The following is a 19838-nucleotide window of genomic DNA, read 5'->3' on the forward strand; positions in this document are numbered from 1 at the left end:
CGATCGCCAGGGTTCGCCGTGTCGTTGCGAGGGCGCTATGCGTTGAGTGCCACCAGCGCCTCGGCCAGCGCGCGGGCGGCGGGACCCATCGGTTCGTCGAGGCGATGGGCCAGGTAAGCCTCCGATACGGATTCGCCCTCGCGTCCCAGCGAGTGGGTCCTCAGCCGCAGCAGCCGGCCTTCGTCCAGATCGCGCCTCACCAGCCACAGCGGCAGCCGCCCCCAGCCGACGCCCGCCAGGATTAGGGCGTGCTTGGCATCCTGGGTGTTCACCCGGCAGGTCTGCGGCGAGATCACGCCGAAGTCGCGGCCCTCGGAGACGCGGGAGGGATCGGAGAGCACGATCTGGAGGTGATCGGCCAGTTCCATGACCCCGATCGGCTGGCCGGCCTCCTGCCTGGCCAGCGGATGCCCGGCGGCCACCACCACGACCTGCGAGACAGAGGACAGGGCCTCGAAGGTGATGCGCGGGTCTCGGAAGTCCTCGCCCACCATGATCGAGAGCGTGCAGCGCTTTTCCTTGAGCGCCTGCAGCGGGCCGCCGAGGGGCTCGACCACGACCCGGACCGTGACCGAGGGGTAGATGGACCGCATCCGGGCGATCGCCACGCCGACCTGCTGGATCGGAAACAGCGTGTCGACGGCAAGCGGCAGTTCCAACTCCAGGCCGTCGCCCAGTCCGCGCGCCTTGGCCCGCATCGCATCGACGCGCAGCAGGATGTCGCGGGCATTGCCGAGCAGCACCCTGCCTTCCGCCGTCAACACCGGCCGATGCCCGGAGCGGTCGAACAGCAGGACGCCGAGCTGTGCCTCCAGATTGCCGATCGCCACGCTCACGCCCGACTGCACCCGGTACAGCTTGCTGGCGGCGGCGCGAAAACTGCCGGCGTCGGCGACGGTCACGAAGGTCCGCATCTGGTCGAGAGTCAGTGCATCCAGCATGTTCACCTCAATTGATCGACTTGATGAAGATTATATCGCTTATGCCGAACAGCCAGATGAAGCACTCTTGGCGCACCCCATCACAACTTGCGAGGCAATCCCAATGACCAAGGTCCTGGTGCTCTATTACTCCTCCTATGGCCATATCGAGGCGATGGCTGCCGCGGTCGCGGAAGGCGCGCGCCAAGCGGGGGCATCGGTGGATATGAAGCGCGTTCCCGAACTCGTACCGGAAGCGGCCGCGAAGCGCGCGGGCTACAAGGCCGACCAGAAGGCCCCGGTCGCCACCGTCGCCGAGCTTGCCGACTACGACGCGATCATCATCGGCACGCCGACCCGCTACGGGAACATGGCGTCACAGATGAAGAACTTCCTCGATCAGACCGGCAGGCTGTGGTCCGAAGACAGGTTCGTCGGCAAGGTGGGCAGCGTCTTCACCTCGACCGGCAGCCAGCATGGCGGTCAGGAGACCACTATCCAGTCCACGCACACCGTGCTCCTGCACCTCGGCATGCTGGTGGTCGGCCTGCCCTACAGCTTCAAGGGTCAGCTGCGGATGGACGAAGTCACCGGCGGCAGCCCCTATGGAGCCTCGACGCTCGCCGACGACGGTGCTGGCGGCGATCGCCAGCCGAGTGACAACGAGCTGGCTGGCGCCCGTTTCCAGGGCCGGCATGTCGCCGGGATCGCCCGCGCGCTGGTCGCCGGGCGCAGGCAAGAGGCGGCGTGATGGCCGGCGCGGCGCACGCAGCGCAAGCCACGTCGACCCGCTGGGCCAGCGTAGCGCTGATCGTCGGCGCCGGCGTCGTGGCGGCGCTGCAGGTGGGCAAGGCCGTGATCGCGGCGCCCATGCTGCAGGCGGACCTGGGCATCGGTCTGGCGGGCATCGGCTGGCTGACGGGAATCTTCGCCGTGCTCGGACTGGTCGGCGGCATACCCACCGGTGCCCTGGTCGCGAGCTTTGGCGGCCGGCGCATCCTGATCCTGGGTCTGCTCACGGCGATCCTCGGCGCGGCACTTGGCGCCGTGGCCGCGTCCCTGCCGACGCTCCTGCTGTCGAGGGTGATCGAGGGCGCGGGTTTTCTCCTGATCACGGTCGCGGCGCCGTCGATCCTGGCCCAGGTGACCGGGCCCTCCCATCGCGATTTCGCCTTCGCCCTCTGGAGCTGCTTCATGCCGGTGGGCATGGCGGTCGCCATGCTCGCGGGACCGTTGTTCGGGACCTGGCGGGCGATCTGGTGGACCAGCGGCGGGCTGGCCCTGCTGGTCTGCCTGCTGGTGCCTCTCGTGATTCCGCTCACCGGTGCGTGGCAGCGTTGGTCGTGGCGAAGCCTGAACACGGCTGCTCTTAATGTCTTCAGGGCCAGGAAGCCCGTGCTGCTCGCGGCCATGTTCGCGCTCTACAGCCTGATGTTCTTCGCGTTGTTCAGCTTTCTGCCCGTGCTGCTCATGGAGCGCATGGAGGTGACGCACAGGAGCGCCGGCCTGTTGAGCGCGCTCGCGACGGCAGCGAATATCCTCGGCAACCTGGCCGCGGGCGTTCTGCTGTCGCGCGGCACGGCGCGGTCCACCCTTCTCGCGGGCGCTAGCCTGACGATGGGCCTCGCCAGCCTCGGCATCTTCCTGCCGGTGCTGCCGGACACCGCCACCTTCATGCTCTGTGTGGTCTTCTCGGCCGTGGGCGGGCTGATCCCCGCGGCGCTGCTGTCCACCGCGCCGATCGCGGCACCCACGGCGGGCCTCGTGCCCGTCGTGCTCGGCCTGATCATCCAGGGCAACAACCTGGGCCAGATCGTCGGTCCCATCGCCATCGGCAGTGCGATACAGGCGTATGGCTGGGGCTCGGCCGCAACCCTGGTCGCAGGCGCGGCATTGGTGGCTGCCGTGGTCGCCATCTCGCTCGGGCGAGCGCCGCAGGGTGTTCGGCAGTAGGTAGGGCTGCGACGGCGCCGAAGCCAGTCGTATCGAGGAAAGCCCGGGGACTGCCCCTCGGTTTCCCTGCTGGCGGCTCGGGAAGGAGGGAGCGCCTTCTCGGCCGCGATGCTTTCGGCGGGCACCGGATGCTTTGCAGTTTGCCCGCTTCTGCATGAGAATCGTTCTCCTTAGATTCCGGACGTTCCCTCATGACCAGCCACCTGGCCCGCATCCTCATCATCGAGGACGACACCACCCTGTGCGCCCAGCTCGGCGAGCTGCTGCGCGGCCAGGGCTACGCCACCCGCTGCAGCCACCTGGGCGAGGCCGGGCTGGCCATGGCGCTGGACGAGCCGCCGGACCTGGTGCTGCTGGACGTGCTGCTGCCGGACATCAGCGGCCTGGTGGTGCTGCGCCGCCTGCGCGAGCAGCAGCAGACGCCGGTGATCATGCTCACCGCCTGCGGCGCGGAGGAGGAGCGCATCCGCGGCCTGCGCCACGGCGCCGACGACTACCTGCCCAAGCCGTTCAACATCACCGAACTGCAGCTGCGCATCGACGCGGTGCTGCGCCGTACCCGCCCGGCCGAGGCGGGCAGAGGCGCGCAGCCCGGCGACCTGCGGGTGGACGATCTGCACCTGGACCGCCACGCCCTGCAGGCGCGGGTCGGCGAGCGCGAGCTGGCGCTGACGCCGATCCAGTTCCGCCTGCTGTGGCAGCTGGTCAGCCAGCGCGGCGAGGCGCTGAGCAAGCCCTACCTCTACCGCGTGGTGCTGGAGCGCGAATACAGCAGCTACGACCGTGGCCTGGACATGCACGTCAGCCGCATCCGCCGGCGCCTGGCCGAGGCCGGGCTGGCCGCCGACCGCCTGCAGACCCTGCACGGCCGCGGGTACGTCTTCGCATGAAGCGCCAACTGTTCTGGAAGCTGTGCATCGTGATCGCCCTTGGCAGCGTGCTGCTGTTCTGGCTGATCGCCAGGCTGGCCTGGCAGACCGAGGAGCGCATGAGTTTCATCGACCCCGAGCACCAGCGCACGCTCAAGCACTACGGCGCCCAGGCCGAGGCGCTGTACCAGGCCGGCGACCACGATGCCCTGGCGCGCTGGCTGGAGACTCTGCAACAGCAGGAGCAGACCTGGGCGGCGGTGGTCGAGTCCGAGGTGCGGCCGCTGGCGGGCGTGCTCAACGAGCGCTTCCACGAGGGCTTCAGCCTGGGCCGCGACGTGGCGTGGAAGATTCACCTGTACTTCCCGGAAAACCCGATCATGGACCTGCCGTTCGCCGACGGCAGGACCCACTTCCTGATCATCCTGCCGCAGCGCATGCGCCCCGGCCTGTACTGGCATTATGTCTGGCTGCTGCTGCAGTTCGTGGTGCCGCTGGCCACGCTGGTCGGCGTGTGCTGGCTGCTCTATCGCCACCTGATGCAGCCGCTGGGCCGGCTGGAGCAGGCCACCCGCCAGTTCGCCGACGGCGGCTACGGCGTGCGCGTGCGCTCGCTGCTGGGTTCGCGCAACGACGAACTGGCCAGCCTGGCGGGGACCTTCGACGCCATGGCCGAGCGCACCGGCCAGTTGATCATCGACCAGCGCCAGCGCCTCGCGGACATGTCCCACGAGCTGCGCACGCCGCTGACGCGGATCGAGATGGCGGTCAGCCTGGCCGAGCAGGAGCCGGGCAACCGTCGCCTGCTGGAACGCATCCGCGGCGAGTGCGGCGAGATGCGCCGCCTGGTGGAGGACGCCCTGACCCTCGGCTGGCTGGAGAACGAGCGCCCGGAGCTGCGCGACGAGACCCTCGACCTCACCGCCCTGGTCGACAGCATCCTCGACGACGCGCGCTTCGAGTTCCCCGACCGGCGCCTGGTCGCCGAGCTTCCCGGCGAGGCCATGCTGGCCGGCAGCAGCCACCGCGCCCTCGGCCAGGCCATCGAGAACGTGGTGCGCAACGCCCTGGACCACACGCCGCCGGGCGGCGAGGTGAGGGTGGCGCTGGCCGAGGCCGGCGACGCCTACCGGCTGACGGTCGCCGACCAGGGGCCGGGCGTGCCCGAGCCGTGGCTGGAGCGCATCTTCAGGCCGTTCTTCCGCGCCTCCGGCGAGCGCGCCGGCTTCGGCCTGGGCCTGGCGCTGGCCGAGCGCCAGGTGCAGGCCACCGGCGGGCGCATCCTGGCGCGCAACCTGGACGGCGGCGGGTTGCAACTGGAGCTGCGCCTGCCGCGTGCGTAACAGTTGTAAAAGTGTTTTCCTCGCCGCTCGGCTTGAGGCGAACATTTCTCAGTTGAGAAATATTCACATCGAAGCCGAGGGTAACCCCATGCCGTACCGCCCCTTCCGCCTCTCCCTGCTGGCCAGCGCCGTGCTCGCCGCCGGCATGGCCCAGGCCGCCACAGACCCGGCGCTGGAGCTGGCCGCCACCGCCGTCACCGGCCAGACCGACCGCGCCGAGACGGTCGAGGCCGAGCAGCTGGAGCGCTTCCAGGCCAACGACCTGCAGGACGTGTTCGAGTCCAACCCCGAAATCTCGGTCGGTGGCGGCGCCGGCGTGGCGCAGAAGCTGTACCTGCGCGGCATCGAGGACACGATGCTGAACATCAGCATCGACGGCGCCCAGCAGGCCGGGCAGACCTTCCACCACACCGGCCGCATCGGCATCGAGCCGGAGCTGCTCAAGCGCGCCGAGGTGCAGGCCGGCACCGGCGACGCCACCGCCGGTCCCGGCGCCCTGGGCGGCGCCATCCGCTTCGTGACCAAGGACCCGGACGACCTGCTGCGCGAGGGTGAGCAGGCCGGCGCGCTGCTCAAGGGCGGCTATTTCAGCAACGGCGAGGGCTACAAGACCAGCGCCAGCGTGTTCGGCCGCTTCAGCGAGGACTGGTCCGCCCTGGCCCTGGCCAGCTATCAGGACCAGAACGACTACGAGGACGGCGGCAACCACGACGTGCTCGGCACCGGCGCCCGGCAGAAGCTCGGCTACGCCAAGCTGGTCGGCAAGCTGAGCGAGGCGCAGACCCTGCGCCTGAGCTACGAGGAGCGCCACGACGAGGGCGAGCGCACCCAGCGTCCGCAGTGGATCGTCAGCGGCTTCAACCCGCTCTATCCGCTGCGCACCGAGCGTGAGACCTGGACCCTCAACTACGGCTTCCGGCCCCAGGACAATCCGCTGCTGGACGTCGAGCTGACCGCCTACCACACCGAGACCGAGCTGCAGCAGGACGGCCGCTGGGGCCTGTACTACGGCAGCACCCGCAGCGACGGCTTCGACCTGCGCAACACCAGCCACATCGGCGCCCACAGCCTGACCTACGGCGTCGACTACCGCGACGACCGCGGCACCCTCGGCCCGGCCGGCGACCGCTCGCTGGACGGTGAGGACGGCAGTGTCACCGGCTTCTACCTGCAGGACGCCTACCAGGTCACCGAGCGCCTGCTGCTCGGCGCCGGCCTGCGCTACGACCGCTACAAGCTGGACGACCGCGACGGCCAGCGCTTCGACGAGGAGGGCGTCAGCCCCAACCTCAGCCTGCGCTACGAGCTGACCCCGGAACTGGCCCTGCTCGCCGGCCACGCCCACGCCCTGCGCGGCCCGCAGGTGCGCGACGCGTTCAAGCTGGATTCGTCCGGCAACGACCCGCGCCTCAAGGCCGAGAAGGCGCGGACCTCCGAGCTGGGCTTCGAGTACCGCGACGGCGGCCTGGAACTGTCCGCCAAGGGCTACGTCACCCGCATCGAGGACGCCATCGCCGACCCGCTGGGCAGGCCCAACCTGTACGTCAACGTCGGCGACCTGAAGAGCAAGGGCGTGCTGCTGCAGGGCGCCTACCACTGGCAGCGCCTGAGCCTGGGGCTGAGCTACCACCACAACGACGCCCGGGTGGACGGCGAGCGCCTCAACGTCTACGAGTACAACGGCCTTGGCACCAGCCTGGGCGACACCTGGACCGCCTTCGCCGACTACCGCGCCAGCGACACCCTGTCGTTCGGCTGGCAGGGCCGCTTCGTCGAATCCATCGACGCGCTGCACACCGGCGTCGGCACCGTGGAGAAGCCCGGCTACGGCGTGCATGACCTGTACGCCGAGTGGCTGGCCCTGGGCGACGACCGCCTGACTCTGACGCTGACCCTGAAGAACCTGTTCGACAAGGAATACCTGGACCACGCCAGCAACGAGGACTTCGAGCACATCCCCGACTACGAGGGCGTGCGCGGCTCCAACGAACCGGGGCGCGAGCTGCGCCTGGGGGTAGCCTGGCGCATCTGATCCAGGAAGCGGGCCACTCGCTAATAGGAGTGGAGCCCGGTCCGCGTAGCACTAGGAAAAGCCATCAGGCAGCTCGGAACCTGAGTCCCCGTCAGGAGGCCGAGCAGAGGTGTCGCGCAATCCCGGATTTCATCCGGGCTACGCGGAGTTGCCGGCCGAAGGTGCGCACGGCGCACCCTACGAAGCAGTCCGCCACCTTTGGTGGGTGTATAGCGCTAAAGGCCCGCCGAGCCCCGCTCGGCGGGCTTTTTTGTGCAGCATTTCTGACGCTTCGTTGCGTATCGAAAACAATCATTCACACACGCGACAACCGGGTGCAAAACGGCGGCAACTTTTGATTGCTAACACGGAATCTTGGTCCTAAAGTTCGCGCCCGAACGCTCATGCTGGAAACGATCCATCCGGCTCAAGTACTGACGACGAGAGAGTCGGAGGCTCTTGCAGAACCACCCTGGCGTTGTTGCTCCGCCTTGCCGTAGCCGGTCTACTGCCTGCGGCGAAGCGCCTGGCCATGATGATTCTGCGAGCGCCTCCGGTGCTGCGACTGCGGCGACTCGGCGACATGCCTTGGGAAGTAGGCGAACCAAAGTGGGGAAACTGATCAGGCGTTCGCGGCTCGAAAAACAGAGCCACTCCCTCTTTCCGATAACGTTTTGCCATTTGGAGTCCCGAGCATGTCGATCAAGGTCGAAGACTATTTCGCACCCGAAACCTTCAAGCGCATGAAGGCGTTCGCCGATCACCAGGAAACCCCCTTCGTGGTGATCGACAAGCAGACCATCGCCAATTCCTACGATCAGCTGGTGTCCTGCTTCCCCTTCGCCAAGATCTACTACGCGGTGAAGGCCAACCCGGCCATCGAGATCACCGAGCTGCTGCGCGACAAGGGTTCCAATTTCGACATCGCCTCGATCTACGAGCTGGACAAGGTCATGAGCGCCGGCGTCGGCCCGGAGCGCATCAGCTACGGCAACACCATCAAGAAGGCCCGTGACATCCGCTACTTCTTCGAGAAGGGCGTGCGCCTGTTCGCCACCGACTCGGAGGCGGACCTGCGCAACATCGCCAAGGCCGCGCCGGGCTCGAAGATCTACGTGCGCATCCTCACCGAGGGTTCCACCTCGGCCGACTGGCCGCTGTCGCGCAAGTTCGGCTGCAACCCGGACATGGCCCTGGACCTGCTGATCCTGGCCAAGCAGCTGGGCCTGGTGCCCTACGGCATCTCCTTCCACGTCGGCTCGCAGCAGCGCGACATCGACGTGTGGGACGCCGCCATCGCCAAGGTCAAGGTGATCTTCGAGCGCCTCAAGGAAGAGGACGGCATCACCCTGCAGATGATCAACATGGGCGGCGGCTTCCCGGCCAACTACATCCAGCGCACCAACGACCTGGAGACCTACGCCGAGGAGATCACCCGCTTCCTCAAGGAAGACTTCGGCGACGAACTGCCGGAGATCATCCTCGAGCCGGGGCGTTCGCTGATCGCCAACGCCGGCTTCCTGGTCTCGGAAGTGGTGCTGATCGCCCGCAAGTCGCGCACCGCGGTCGAGCGTTGGGTGTACACCGACGTGGGCAAGTTCAGCGGCCTGATCGAAACCATGGACGAGGCCATCAAGTTCCCGATCTGGACCGAGCGCAAGGGCGAGATGGAAGAAGTGATCATCGCCGGCCCGACCTGCGACAGCGCCGACATCATGTACGAGAACTACAAGTACGGCCTGCCGCTCAACCTCTCCAGCGGCGACCGCCTGTACTGGCTGTCCACCGGCGCCTACACCACCAGCTACAGCGCGGTGGAATTCAACGGCTTCCCGCCGCTGAAGGCCTTCTATCTCTGAGTGACCCCGGCAGTCCGCGAGTCGCCCCGAACGGGGCGCTCGCGGTGCCGCCTTTCTCCGCGTCGGGCGCCGCAAGGGCGTCTTCCAGCACGCATTCCTAACACTTTCCTTTACACAGGCCGTCCGTTCGGGGCGGGGCTTCCGGTTGCCTGGCGAATCTTGCCCCGGCCCAGGCGTGACGCGGCTTTGGCGCCTATCCGGCGAGTCCTTTCACGGCTGCTGGAACGATCGAGTGTTAATGAGATTGTGTCGCGACTGTAAATATTTCGTAAATGTATTGTTGTGCTTAATGCAAGTAATTAGCATTCCGTCGCCTTGCATGCCGCGGGACCCACCGGGACCCGATTGGCTTCTTATAAATGGGGAGGGATGAAATGACGATTCGCAGCCGTAAGCATCGGAACAACAGACAACTGGCAGCACTGGTAGTCGCCGCGGTACCGGCCATGAGCCTGAGCGTTCAGGCCGAGGAAGTGAAGGACATCAACCTGCCGGCCACCAGCATCACCTCGAAGGCCGAGGGCCAGTACCGCGTCACCAAGAGCGCCAACGCCAAGATGACCGAGCCCCTGCTCGACACGCCCAAGACCATCCAGGTCATCAATAAGGAAGTGATGCGCGAACAGGGCGCCACCACCCTGGTGGAAGCATTGCGCAACACCCCCGGCATCACCCTGCAGATGGGCGAGAACGGCAACACCGCCCTCGGCGACACCTTCATGATGCGCGGCTTCTCCACCCAGAACTCCACCTTCGTCGACGGCGTGCGCGACCTGGGCGCGATCACCCGCGACGTGTTCAACACCGAGCAGGTCGAAGTGGTCAAGGGCCCGTCCGGCACCGACAGCGGTCGTGGCTCGGCCTCCGGCTACATCAACATGGTGTCCAAGCTTCCGTCGCTGGAGAACAGCATCAACGGCACCCTCGGCTACGGCACCGCCGACAAGAAGGCCGTCACCGCCGACATCAACCAGCGGATCGGCGACGGCTCCGCCGTGCGCCTGAACCTGGCGCGCCGCGATGGCGGCGTCGACGAGCGCGACTACGTGGAGAACACCAACTTCGGCATCGCGCCCTCCATCGCCTTCGGCCTCGACGGCGACACCCGCGTCTACCTGTACTCCTACCATCTGCGCCAGGAGAACGTGCCGGACGGCGGCATCCCGGCCATCGGCATGGACGGCTACTACAACGCCAACCCGCTGCTCGACGCCGCGCCCAAGGTCGACCGGGAGAACTTCTACGGCTCGCCGAGCGACTACGAGGACGCCCAGGCGGACATGTTCACCCTCAAGCTCGAACATGACCTGAACGACGTCACTACCGTGCGCAACCTGTCGCGCTGGGGCCGCTCCAGCATCGAGCGCGTGCTGACCGGCGCCTTCAGCATCGCCGCGCCGGCCACCGCCGACCGCAGCACCTGGACCGTCACCCGCTCGCGCCAGTACGCCGACCAGGCCAACGACGTGCTCGCCAACCAGACCAACCTGACCACCGAGTTCGACACCTTCGGCCTGCGCAACGCGCTGTCCGCCGGTATCGAGTTCAGCAAGGAAGAGCAGCTGACCCGCTCGGGCGCCGTCACCGGCCTGACCAGCGCCGCGGCCAACCTGTACGACCCCAACCCCCACGACCCGATGGCTTCGCCGTTCAAGACCGGCGCCCGCAACGCTGGCGAGACCACCTCGGCGGCCCTCTACGTGTTCGACACCCTGCACCTGAACGAGCAGTGGTCGGTCAACGGCGGCCTGCGCTACGAAGACTACGAGACCGACTACAAGACCCGCGCCGTCGACGGCACCGTGGCCAAGCTGAAAGTCTCCGACCAGCTGCTGACCTGGAACGCCGGCGTGGTCTTCAAGCCGCTGCCCAACGGCAGCATCTACCTGTCCTACGCCGACTCGCAGACCCCGCCGGGCAACAGCTTCACCATCAGCTCCGCGGCCGGCAACATCAACAACCCCTCGGCCGACCCGCAGGAAACCCGTCACGTCGAGCTGGGCACCAAATGGGACCTGCTCGACGAGCAGCTGAGCCTGACCCTGGCGGCCTACCGCACCGAGAACGAAAACCAGGTCACCCAGGACGAGATCACCCTGCAGAGCGTCCAGGAAGGCAAGACCCGGGTCGACGGCGTGGAACTGGGCGTGGTCGGCCAGATCACCGACAACTGGCAGATCACCGCCGGCGTGGCCCACATGAAGACCAAGCAGCTCGACCAGCAGAGCGTGAACGCCACCAGCGGCGTGGTCACCGAGACCACCGGCGTGCGCTGGTCGCCCGAGTGGACCGGCACCCTGTGGACCACCTACACCCTGGGCAAGCTCACCCTCGGCGGCGGCGCCCGCTACATCGACGAGCAGAAGCGCCTGATCACCTCGGGCACGGCCGTCAACGCCGCCACCACCTCGCTGGCCTACGTGCCGTCGTACTGGGTGGCCGACGCCATGGCCGCCTACCAGCTGACCGAGAACGTCAACCTGCGCCTGAACGTCTACAACCTGTTCGACGAGGACTACTTCGACGTCAACAACGGCGGCTCCCGCGTCCGCTACGGCCAACCCCGCTCGGCGATGTTCACCACCGAACTGGCGTTCTGACCCCGCCCCGCAAGCTGAAGCCCGCGCCCTGCGCGGGCTTCTTGCATTCAGAGGAATCCGTAGCCCGGATGCAATCCGGGAGGGCGCGCGGGAATGTCCCCTCGATGTGCTGCCTGTAGGAGCGAGCTCTGCTCGCGAACATTTGTGGGCAAAGCTTCGCGAGCAGAGCTCGCTCCTACGGAAGTGCCGCGTGCCAACGGGACATCGCCAAGGTAAAGACTGGGTAAACACGGCCCAGTTGGAAATGCTTCCTATCTAGAATTGCGCCACCCAAGGGCCCCGGCCCGTTGTCCAAGGTATTCATCGTGTTCAAGAAAGTCCTTTTCCAGCTGCACTGGTTCCTCGGCATCAGTGCCGGTCTGGTGCTCGCCATCATGGGGGTGACCGGCGCGCTCTACAGCTTCGAGGGCGAGATCATGCGCGCCCTCAACCCCGACACCCTGAAGGTGGAGGTGCGCGAGGGCGGCACCCTGGCGCCCGGCGAGCTGGTGGCGAAGATCGAGGCCGCCAGCGGCGACAAGGTGTCCGGGCTGTGGGTGGAGAACGACAGCGGCAGCGCCGCGCGGGTGTTCTTCACCCCGCCGCCGGGCGAGCGCCGCGGACCGATGCGCTTCTTCGATCCCTACACCGGCGAACTGCTCGGCGAGCCCTCCGGCCAGGGCTTCTTCCGCTTCGTCCTGCAACTGCACCGCTGGCTCGCCATGGGCGACACGGGCAAGCAGCTGACCGGCGCGAGCACCCTGGCGCTGATCTTCTTCTGCCTGTCCGGCCTCTATCTGCGCTGGCCGCGCAAGGCGCTGAGCTGGCGGACCTGGCTGACCTTCGACTGGGCCAAGAAGGGCCGCGCCTTCAACTGGGACCTGCACGCCGTGGCCGGCACCTGGGTGCTGCTGTTCTACCTCTGCGCGGCGCTGACCGGCCTGTTCTGGTCCTACGACTGGTATCGCGCGGGCCTCAACAGCCTGCTGTCGGACGCGCCGTCCGGCCAGCAGCGCGGCGAGGGCCAGCGCGGCGAAGGCCGTGGCCAGCGCCAGGGCGGACGCGGCGCCGAGGCGCCCACCGGGCCGCCGCTGGTGGTCGACTACGACGCGGTGTGGCAGAGCGTCCGGCAGACCGCGGGCCCGGGCATGGTGGCCTGGAACCTGCGCCTGCCGCCGGCCGGGGGCCAGCCGATCAGCGTCTCCTACCTGCTGGACGACGCCCAGCACCCGCGCGCGTCTAACCAGATCCAGCTCGACCCGGTCAGCGGCAAGGTGTCCCGCCACGAGCTGTTCACCGACAAGAGCTTCAAGGCCCAGCTGCTGGCCAGCGTCTATGCCCTGCACGTCGGTGAATACTTCGGCCTGCCGGGACGCATCCTGATGATGCTGGCGAGCGCCGCCATGCCGGTGTTCTTCGTCACCGGCTGGCTGCTCTACCTCGACCGCCGGCGCAAGAAGCGCGCGGTCAGGGCGGCGCGTGGCGCCCTGGGCGGGGCGGCGGGCGGCGAGGGCTGGCTGGTCGGTTTCGCCAGCCAGAGCGGTTTCGCCGAACAGCTCGCCTGGCAGACCGCCGGCCAGTTGCAGGCCGCCGGCCTGGCGGTGCGGGTCGAACCCCTGGCGAAGCTGGATGAAGCCAGCCTGCGCCAGGCGACGCGCGCGCTGTTCGTGGTCAGCACCTTTGGCGACGGCGAGGCGCCGGACAGCGCCCGCGGCTTCGAGCGCAAGGTGCTCGACGGCTCGCTGGCACTGGAGCAGCTGAGCTACGCGGTACTGGCCCTGGGCGACCGCCAGTACCAGCAGTTCTGCGGCTTCGCCCGCCGCCTCGGCGACTGGCTCTCGCGCCAGGGCGCGCACCGCCTGTTCGACTCGGTCGAAGTGGACGGCAACGACAGCCTGGCGCTGCAGCAGTGGCAACAGCAGCTCGGCGAATTGACCGGCGCGGCGCCGCTGACGATCACGGAGACACCCTGGGACGGCTGGGCCCTGGACCGCCGCGAGCTGCTCAACCCGGGCAGCCAGGGCGCGCCGACCTACCTGCTCGGTCTGGCGCCGCCGGCACAGCGCGACTGGAAGGCGGGCGACATCCTGGAAATCCTGCCGCGCCACCCGCAGGCCAGGGTCGCCGAATGGCTGCAGAGCCATCAGCTGGACGGCGCCGTTCCGGTCGAGATCGATGGCCTCGCCATGAGCCTGGCCGAGGCGCTGGCCGGCCGGCAGTTGCCGGAGAGCTTCGCCCATCTGGTCGGCCTGCACGCCCAGGCGATGGTCGAGGCCCTGGTGCCGCTCGGCTCGCGGGAATACTCCATCGCTTCCGTGCCCAGCGACGGCGTGCTGGAGCTGATCGTGCGCCAGGAGCGGCGCAGCGACGGCAGCCTGGGGCTGGGCTCCGGCTGGCTCACCGAATACGTCGCCGAGGGCGGCCAGGTGCTGGCGCGGCTGCGCCGCAACAGTGGCTTCCACCTGCCGGACGACGACCGCCCGCTGATCCTGATCGGCAACGGCACCGGGCTGGCCGGCCTGCGCTCGCTGCTGCGCGCACGCATTCTCGCCGGCCAGACGCGCAACTGGCTGCTGTTCGGCGAGCGCAACCGCGCCCACGACTACTACTGCGGCGCGGAACTCGACGCGGCGCTGGCGGGTGGCGAGCTGCAGCGCCTCGACCTGGCCTTCTCCCGCGACCAGGCCGGGAAGGTCTACGTGCAGGACCTGCTGCGCCAGCACGGCGACACACTGCGCCAGTGGCTGGCCGACGGCGCCGCGCTGTACGTCTGCGGCAGCCTGGAAGGCATGGCCGGCGGCGTCGACGCGGTGCTGCACGATCTGCTCGGCGCCGACGCGGTGCAGGCGCTGGTCGAGGAAGGCCGCTACCGCCGCGACGTCTACTGACGCCGCCGTCCCCCGCGACGCTTCCCGTCGCGGGGGCGGGGCTTTAAGCTCGGCCCATGACCCGACCAATCCTGCTCAACTGCGACATGGGTGAAAGCTACGGCGCCTGGCGCATGGGCGACGACGCCCACGCCATGCCGCTGGTGGACCAGGCCAACCTGGCCTGCGGCTTCCACGCCGGCGATCCACTGATCATGCAGCGCAGCGTGGCCCTGGCCGTGCAGCACGGCGTGGCCATCGGCGCCCATCCTTCCTACCCCGACCTGCAGGGCTTCGGCCGCCGCCACCTGAGCTGTTCGCCGGAGGAAGTCACGGCGCTGGTGCTGTACCAGCTCGGCGCGCTGGACGCCTTCTGCCGCGGCGCCGGTGCCGAGGTCGCCTACGTCAAGCCGCACGGCGCGCTGTACAACGACCTGGTGCGCGACGATGCCCAGTTCGCGGCGGTGCTGCGGGCCTGCGCCGACTACCGGCGCGGCCTGCCGCTGATGACCCTGGCCCTGGCCGACAACGCCCGCGAGCGGCGCATGGCTGATGCTGCCGGGGTGCCGCTGCTGTTCGAGGCCTTCGCCGACCGCGCCTACCTGGCCGACGGCCAGCTGGCGCCGCGCCGCCTGTCCGGCGCGGTGCACCACGACCCCCAGCGGATTCTCGACCAGGCCCTGGCCATCGCAGCCGGCGCGCCGTTCCCGGACATCGACGGCGCGCCCCTGCGGTTGCGCGCCGACAGCCTCTGCGTGCATGGCGACAACGCCGAGTCGCTGGCCGTGCTGCGCAGGCTGCGCGCCCGGCTGGACGGCCTGTGATCCGCTGCGAACCGGTCGGCGCCGAGGCTTTGCTGCTGGTGCTGGCCGAGCGGCCTGACCCGCTCCTGCCTCCGCGCATCGCCCGCCTGGCCGAACGCATCCGCTGCGAACTGGGCGGGCTGGTGATCGACCTGGTGCCGGGCTGGACCGACCTGCTGCTGCACTACGACCTGTTGCGCACCGACCATCGGCAACTGAGCGAGCGCGTCGCGCCGCTGCTGGAGGCCTGGCTGGCCGAGCCGGCCGCTGCCGAGGGCGGGCGGCTGCACCGTCTGCCGGTCTGGTATGCGGGCGAGGACCTGGCCGAGGTGGCCCGCGCCTGCGGGCTCTCCGTCGAGCGGGTGATCGAGTTGCACGCCGGCGCCGAATACCGGGTGGGCGCCATTGGCTTCGCGCCCGGCTTCGCCTACCTGGGCGGGCTGGACCCGCGCCTGGCCCTGCCGCGCCTAGCCACGCCCCGTACCCGGGTGCCGGCCGGCAGCCTGGCCATCGCCGAGCGGCAGACGGCGGTGTATCCGCAGGCATCCCCGGGCGGCTGGCACTTGATCGGGCTGTGCCCGACGCCGCTGTTCGACGCCGCCCAGGTGCCGCCCTGTCCGCTGGCGCCGGGCGACCGGGTGCGTTTCGAGCCGATCGACGAGACCGCCTACCGGCGGGCGTGCGGGGCGTGAGCGGGCTGCGGGTGCTCAGGCCGGGGCCGCTGAGCCTGCTGCAGGATGGCGGTCGCTTCGGCTGGCAGCACCTGGGCGTGTCGCCGGCCGGCCCCGTGGACTGGCAGGCGGCGGCCTGGGCCAACCGCCTGCTGGACAATGCCTGGGGCACACCGCTGCTGGAAATCGCGCTGGGCGACGTGGAGCTGGAGTGCCGCGTCGCCACCTGGCTGGCGCTGACCGGCGCCGATGCACCGGCCGAGCTGGACGGCGCGCCGCTGCCGGCCTGGTCGCGCTTCGCCGTGCAGCCCGGCCAGCGCCTGCGCATCGGTTTCGCCCGCCGCGGCCAGCGCCTGTACCTGGCGGCGGCCGGTGGCTTCGCCGCCGACCCGGTGCTGGGCAGCGTCGCCACCCAGGCGCGGGAGGGCCTCGGTGGCCTGGACGGCCGGGGCGACGCCCTGCGCGAGGGTGACCTGCTGGCCTGCGCCACCGCTGTCCGCTCGCACGCCGCCAGCGTGCCCTGGGTCTACCGACCGGATGCCGAGGCGCCCTTGCGCGTGATGCTGCTCGGCGGCGACGCGGCGAACTTCGCCGCCGAGCAGCTGGAAGCCTTCTTCGCCCACACCTGGCGCCTCTCGCCGCGTTCGGACCGGATGGGCGCGCGCCTGCTGGGCGAGGCCCTGGCGCCGCCGCTCCGCCAGTGGTCCCAGGGCGTGAGCCGCGGCGCCATCCAGGTGCCGCCGGACGGCCAGCCGATCATCTTGCAGGCCGACCGCCAGACCATGGGCGGCTACCCGGTCCTCGGCTGGCTCTACCCCCGCGACCTGTGGCGCCTGGCCCAGCGCCCGCCCAACGGCCCGCTGCGCTTCGTCCGCGGCGACCTCGCCGAGGCCCAGGCGGAGCTGCGCGACTTCTATCGCTTCTTCGGTCGCTGACCGGCTCTCAGGAGGCGATGTCCTCGGCGTGGTGGCAGGCCACCTGGCGGCCGTCGACCGGGCGCAGCTCCGGCACTTCCACCTGGCAGCGCTCGGTGGCGTGGGGGCAGCGCTTGTGGAAGGCACAGCCGGGCGGCGGGTCCAGCGGGTTGGGCAGTTCGCCGGCGATGGCGATCCGCGGGTGGTCCGGTTTCGGGCGAAGGGTCGGGGTGGCCGAGAGCAGGGCGCGGGTGTAGGGGTGCAGCGGCCGTTCGTAGACAGGCCCGGCCGGGCCTGTCTCGACGGCGCGACCGAGGTACATCACCAGCAGGTCGTCGGCCATGTGCCGCACCACCGCCAGGTTGTGGGAGATGAACACGTAGCCGGTGCCGAACTGGTCCTGCAGGTCCATGAACAGGTTGAGCACCTGGGCCTGGATCGACACGTCCAGGGCCGAGGTCGGCTCGTCCGCCACCAGTACCCTGGGGTTCAGCATCATCGCCCGGGCCAGGGCGATGCGCTGGCGCTGGCCGCCGGAGAACATGTGCGGGTAGCGCTGGTAGTGCTCAGGGCGCAGGCCGACCTGCTGCATCATCGCCTGTACCCGCTCGCGGCGCTCGGCGCGGGACAGCGGGGTGTTGATCGCCAGCGGCTCGGCCAGCTGGTCGCCGATCTTCTGCCGCGGGTTGAGCGAGGCGTAGGGGTTCTGGAACACCATCTGCACGTCGCGCCGCAGTTGCCGGCGCCGGGCCTTGTCGGCGCCGGTCACTTCCTGGCCGGCGATACGCAGGCTGCCGGCGCTGGGCTCCTCGATCAGGGTCAGGGCGCGGGCCAGGGTCGACTTGCCGCAGCCCGACTCGCCGACCACCGCCAGGGTCCTGCCGGCGGTCAGGGCGAAGGACACTCCGTTGAGCGCCCGCACCAGCGCGGTGGGCCGGAACAGCCCGCGCGACACCTCGTAGTGGCGGGTCAGCTCGCGGGCCTCGAGTACGACGCTCATCAGGCCATCTCCGCGGACAGGTTGAGGGGGTAGAAGCAGCGCACCGCGCCGCGGGCGTGGGGCTCCAGCGCCGGGCGCTGTTCGTGGCAGCGCGGCTGGGCGTAGGGGCAGCGCGGCGACAGCAGGCAGCCGTCGGGGCGATCGTAGCGGCCGGGCACGATGCCGGGCAGGGTGGCCAGGCGTTCCGCGCCCAGGTTGTGCTCGGGAATGGCCTGCAGCAGCGCCTCGGTGTAGGGGTGGGTCGGGGCGTCGAACAGCGCCGGCACCCGGCCGATCTCCACCGCCTGCCCGGCGTACATCACGCAGACGCGCTGGGCGGTCTCGGCGACCACCGCCAGGTCGTGGGTGATCAGCACCAGGCCCATGCCCTCGCTGAGCTGCAGGTCGAGCAGCAGGGCCATGATCTGCGCCTGGATGGTCACGTCCAGCGCCGTGGTCGGTTCGTCGGCGATCAGCAGCCGCGGCTCGGCGGCGATGGCCATGGCGATCGCCACACGCTGGCTCATGCCGCCGGAGAGCTGGTGCGGGTAGGCGTCGAGCCGGCTGGCGGCGGCGGGAATCTCGACCCGCTCCAGCAGTTGCAGGGCACGGGCACGGGCGGCTTTGCCCCGCAGCCCGAGGTGCTGGCGCAGCACCTCCTCGATCTGGAAGCCGATTGTGTAGCTGGGGTTGAGCGCCGTCATCGGGTCCTGGAACACCATGGCCAGGTCCTTGCCGACCACCTTGCGCCGCTGCCGGCCCTTGAGGGCGAGCATGTCGTGGCCGTCGAAGCGCAGGCGGTCGGCGCGGACGATGCCGGGGGCGTCGACCAGGCCCATCAGCGCCATCATGGTCACCGACTTGCCGGAGCCGGACTCGCCGACGATGGCCAGCACCTCGCCCCGCTCCACGGACAGGTCCAGGCCGTCCACCACCGGCACGGCGTCGGCGCCGCCGAAGCGCACGGACAGGTTGCGGATTTCCAGCAGGCTCATGAGTCGGCCTTCGTGTGGGGACGGTGCGCACAGCGCACCCTACGGGGTGGGGTAGGGTGCGCCGTGCGCACCGAATCGACGTCGTGCACGCGGGCCTCCTCAGACGGCATTCTTGAGCTTCGGGTCGAGCGCGTCGCGCAGCCCGTCGCCCATCAGGTTGATCGCCAGCACGCTGAGCAGGATGGTCAGCCCCGGCAGGGTGACCACCCACCAGGCGCGCTCGATGTAGTCGCGGGCCGAGGCCAGCATGGTGCCCCACTCGGGCGTCGGCGGCTGCACGCCGAGGCCGAGGAAACCCAGCGCGGCGGCGTCGAGGATGGCCGACGAGAAGCTCAGGGTGGCCTGCACGATCAGCGGCGCCATGCAGTTGGGCAGCACGGTGACGAACATCAGGCGCGGCAGCCCGGCGCCGGCCAGCCTGGCGGCGGTGACGTAGTCGCGGTTCAGCTCGCCCAGCACCGCGGCGCGGGTCAGGCGCACGTAGGACGGCAGCGAGACGATGGCGATGGCGATCACCGTGTTGACCAGCCCCGGGCCGAGGATGGCGACGATGGCCACCGCCAGCAGCAGCGCGGGCAGGGCCAGCATGATGTCCATCAGGCGCATGATCGAGGGGCCGAGCAGGCGCGGGAAGAAGCCGGCGGTGAGGCCGAGGAGGATGCCGGGAATCAGCGACAGCAGCACCGAGGCCAGGCCGATCAGCAGCGACAGGCGGGCCCCGTGGATCAGCCGCGAGAGCAGGTCGCGGCCCAGTTCGTCGGTGCCGAGCAGGAAGCGCGCCTGCCCGCCCTCCAGCCAGGCCGGCGGGGTGAGCAGGGCGTCGCGGAACTGCTCGCCGGGGGCGAAGGGCGCCACCCAGGGGGCGAACAGCGCGCAGAACAGGATCAGCAGCATGAAGCCGAGGCCGAACACGGCGCCCTTGTTGCGCGAGAACGCCTGCCAGAACTCCTTCAGCGGCGAAGGGTAGAGCAGTGCTGGGTCGGCGGCGGATGGCGTGGTGCTGGCAGTCATCGCACGGCCTTCATGCAGGAGCGGCCTTGGCCGCGAAGCTTTGGTGTCGACTCTGTTCGCGGCC

The 19838-nt window shown here is 69.5% G+C and carries 15 protein-coding genes; 11 read left to right on the forward strand and 4 right to left on the reverse strand.

The window, feature by feature from the left end; genetic code table 11:
• Window positions 1-35 precede the first annotated feature (35 nt).
• Window positions 36-941, reverse strand: a complete 906-nt coding sequence (locus N7640_RS14830; protein ID WP_279902724.1) for a LysR family transcriptional regulator — start codon at window positions 939-941, stop codon at window positions 36-38.
• 103 nt (window positions 942-1044) lie between these two features.
• On the opposite strand from N7640_RS14830, the gene wrbA reads away from it, so the two are divergent.
• The 11 genes from wrbA to N7640_RS14885 all read left to right on the forward strand — a co-directional run bounded on the left by wrbA (window position 1045) and on the right by N7640_RS14885 (window position 16810).
• Complete coding sequence (wrbA, locus tag N7640_RS14835; protein WP_279902723.1) at window positions 1045-1671, forward strand: NAD(P)H:quinone oxidoreductase; 627 nt, start codon at window positions 1045-1047, stop codon at window positions 1669-1671.
• Complete coding sequence (locus N7640_RS14840) at window positions 1671-2873, forward strand: MFS transporter (protein ID WP_279902722.1); 1203 nt, start codon at window positions 1671-1673, stop codon at window positions 2871-2873. The genes wrbA and N7640_RS14840 overlap by 1 nt, the downstream gene beginning before the upstream one ends.
• A 191-nt stretch (window positions 2874-3064) precedes the next feature.
• Window positions 3065-3763, forward strand: coding sequence for a response regulator transcription factor (locus N7640_RS14845; protein WP_279902721.1), 699 nt, complete (start codon window positions 3065-3067; stop codon window positions 3761-3763).
• The gene (locus N7640_RS14850; RefSeq protein WP_279902720.1) at window positions 3760-5085 is read left to right on the forward strand and encodes a sensor histidine kinase; all 1326 of its coding nucleotides are present in this window, start codon (window positions 3760-3762) and stop codon (window positions 5083-5085) included. Before N7640_RS14845 ends, N7640_RS14850 begins: the two co-directional genes overlap by 4 nt.
• A gap of 88 nt (window positions 5086-5173) precedes the next feature.
• A complete protein-coding gene (locus tag N7640_RS14855; protein ID WP_279902719.1) occupies window positions 5174-7117 on the forward strand; it encodes a TonB-dependent receptor in 1944 nt (647 codons plus the stop codon).
• A 674-nt stretch (window positions 7118-7791) separates the two neighbouring features.
• Window positions 7792-8955, forward strand: a complete 1164-nt coding sequence (locus N7640_RS14860) for a type III PLP-dependent enzyme (protein WP_220812045.1) — start codon at window positions 7792-7794, stop codon at window positions 8953-8955.
• Between the two features lie 374 nt (window positions 8956-9329).
• Window positions 9330-11555, forward strand: coding sequence for a catecholate siderophore receptor Fiu (locus tag N7640_RS14865; RefSeq protein WP_279902718.1), 2226 nt, complete (start codon window positions 9330-9332; stop codon window positions 11553-11555).
• Window positions 11556-11860: 305 nt separating this feature from the next.
• Entirely contained in the window at window positions 11861-14422 is a 2562-nt protein-coding gene (locus N7640_RS14870) for a sulfite reductase flavoprotein subunit alpha (RefSeq protein WP_279902717.1), read from the forward strand.
• A 56-nt stretch (window positions 14423-14478) separates the two neighbouring features.
• Entirely contained in the window at window positions 14479-15225 is a 747-nt protein-coding gene (locus N7640_RS14875; protein WP_279902716.1) for a LamB/YcsF family protein, read from the forward strand.
• Complete coding sequence (gene pxpB, locus N7640_RS14880; RefSeq protein ID WP_279902715.1) at window positions 15222-15896, forward strand: 5-oxoprolinase subunit PxpB; 675 nt, start codon at window positions 15222-15224, stop codon at window positions 15894-15896. The genes N7640_RS14875 and pxpB overlap by 4 nt, the downstream gene beginning before the upstream one ends.
• Window positions 15893-16810, forward strand: a complete 918-nt coding sequence (locus tag N7640_RS14885) for a biotin-dependent carboxyltransferase family protein (RefSeq protein WP_279902714.1) — start codon at window positions 15893-15895, stop codon at window positions 16808-16810. Before pxpB ends, N7640_RS14885 begins: the two co-directional genes overlap by 4 nt.
• 7 nt (window positions 16811-16817) lie before the next feature.
• On the opposite strand, the gene N7640_RS14890 is transcribed toward N7640_RS14885, so the two are convergent.
• The 3 genes from N7640_RS14890 to N7640_RS14900 form a co-directional block, all read right to left on the reverse strand.
• Entirely contained in the window at window positions 16818-17789 is a 972-nt protein-coding gene (locus N7640_RS14890; RefSeq protein ID WP_279902713.1) for an ABC transporter ATP-binding protein, read from the reverse strand.
• Window positions 17789-18763, reverse strand: a complete 975-nt coding sequence (locus N7640_RS14895) for an ABC transporter ATP-binding protein (protein ID WP_279902712.1) — start codon at window positions 18761-18763, stop codon at window positions 17789-17791. The genes N7640_RS14890 and N7640_RS14895 overlap by 1 nt, the downstream gene beginning before the upstream one ends.
• A 99-nt stretch (window positions 18764-18862) precedes the next feature.
• Window positions 18863-19774, reverse strand: a complete 912-nt coding sequence (locus N7640_RS14900) for an ABC transporter permease subunit (RefSeq protein ID WP_279902711.1) — start codon at window positions 19772-19774, stop codon at window positions 18863-18865.
• Window positions 19775-19838 lie beyond the last annotated feature (64 nt).

Origin of the sequence: Pseudomonas sp. GD04015, assembly GCF_029837675.1 — a bacterium.
Lineage (GTDB): Bacteria > Pseudomonadota > Gammaproteobacteria > Pseudomonadales > Pseudomonadaceae > Aquipseudomonas > Aquipseudomonas paralcaligenes.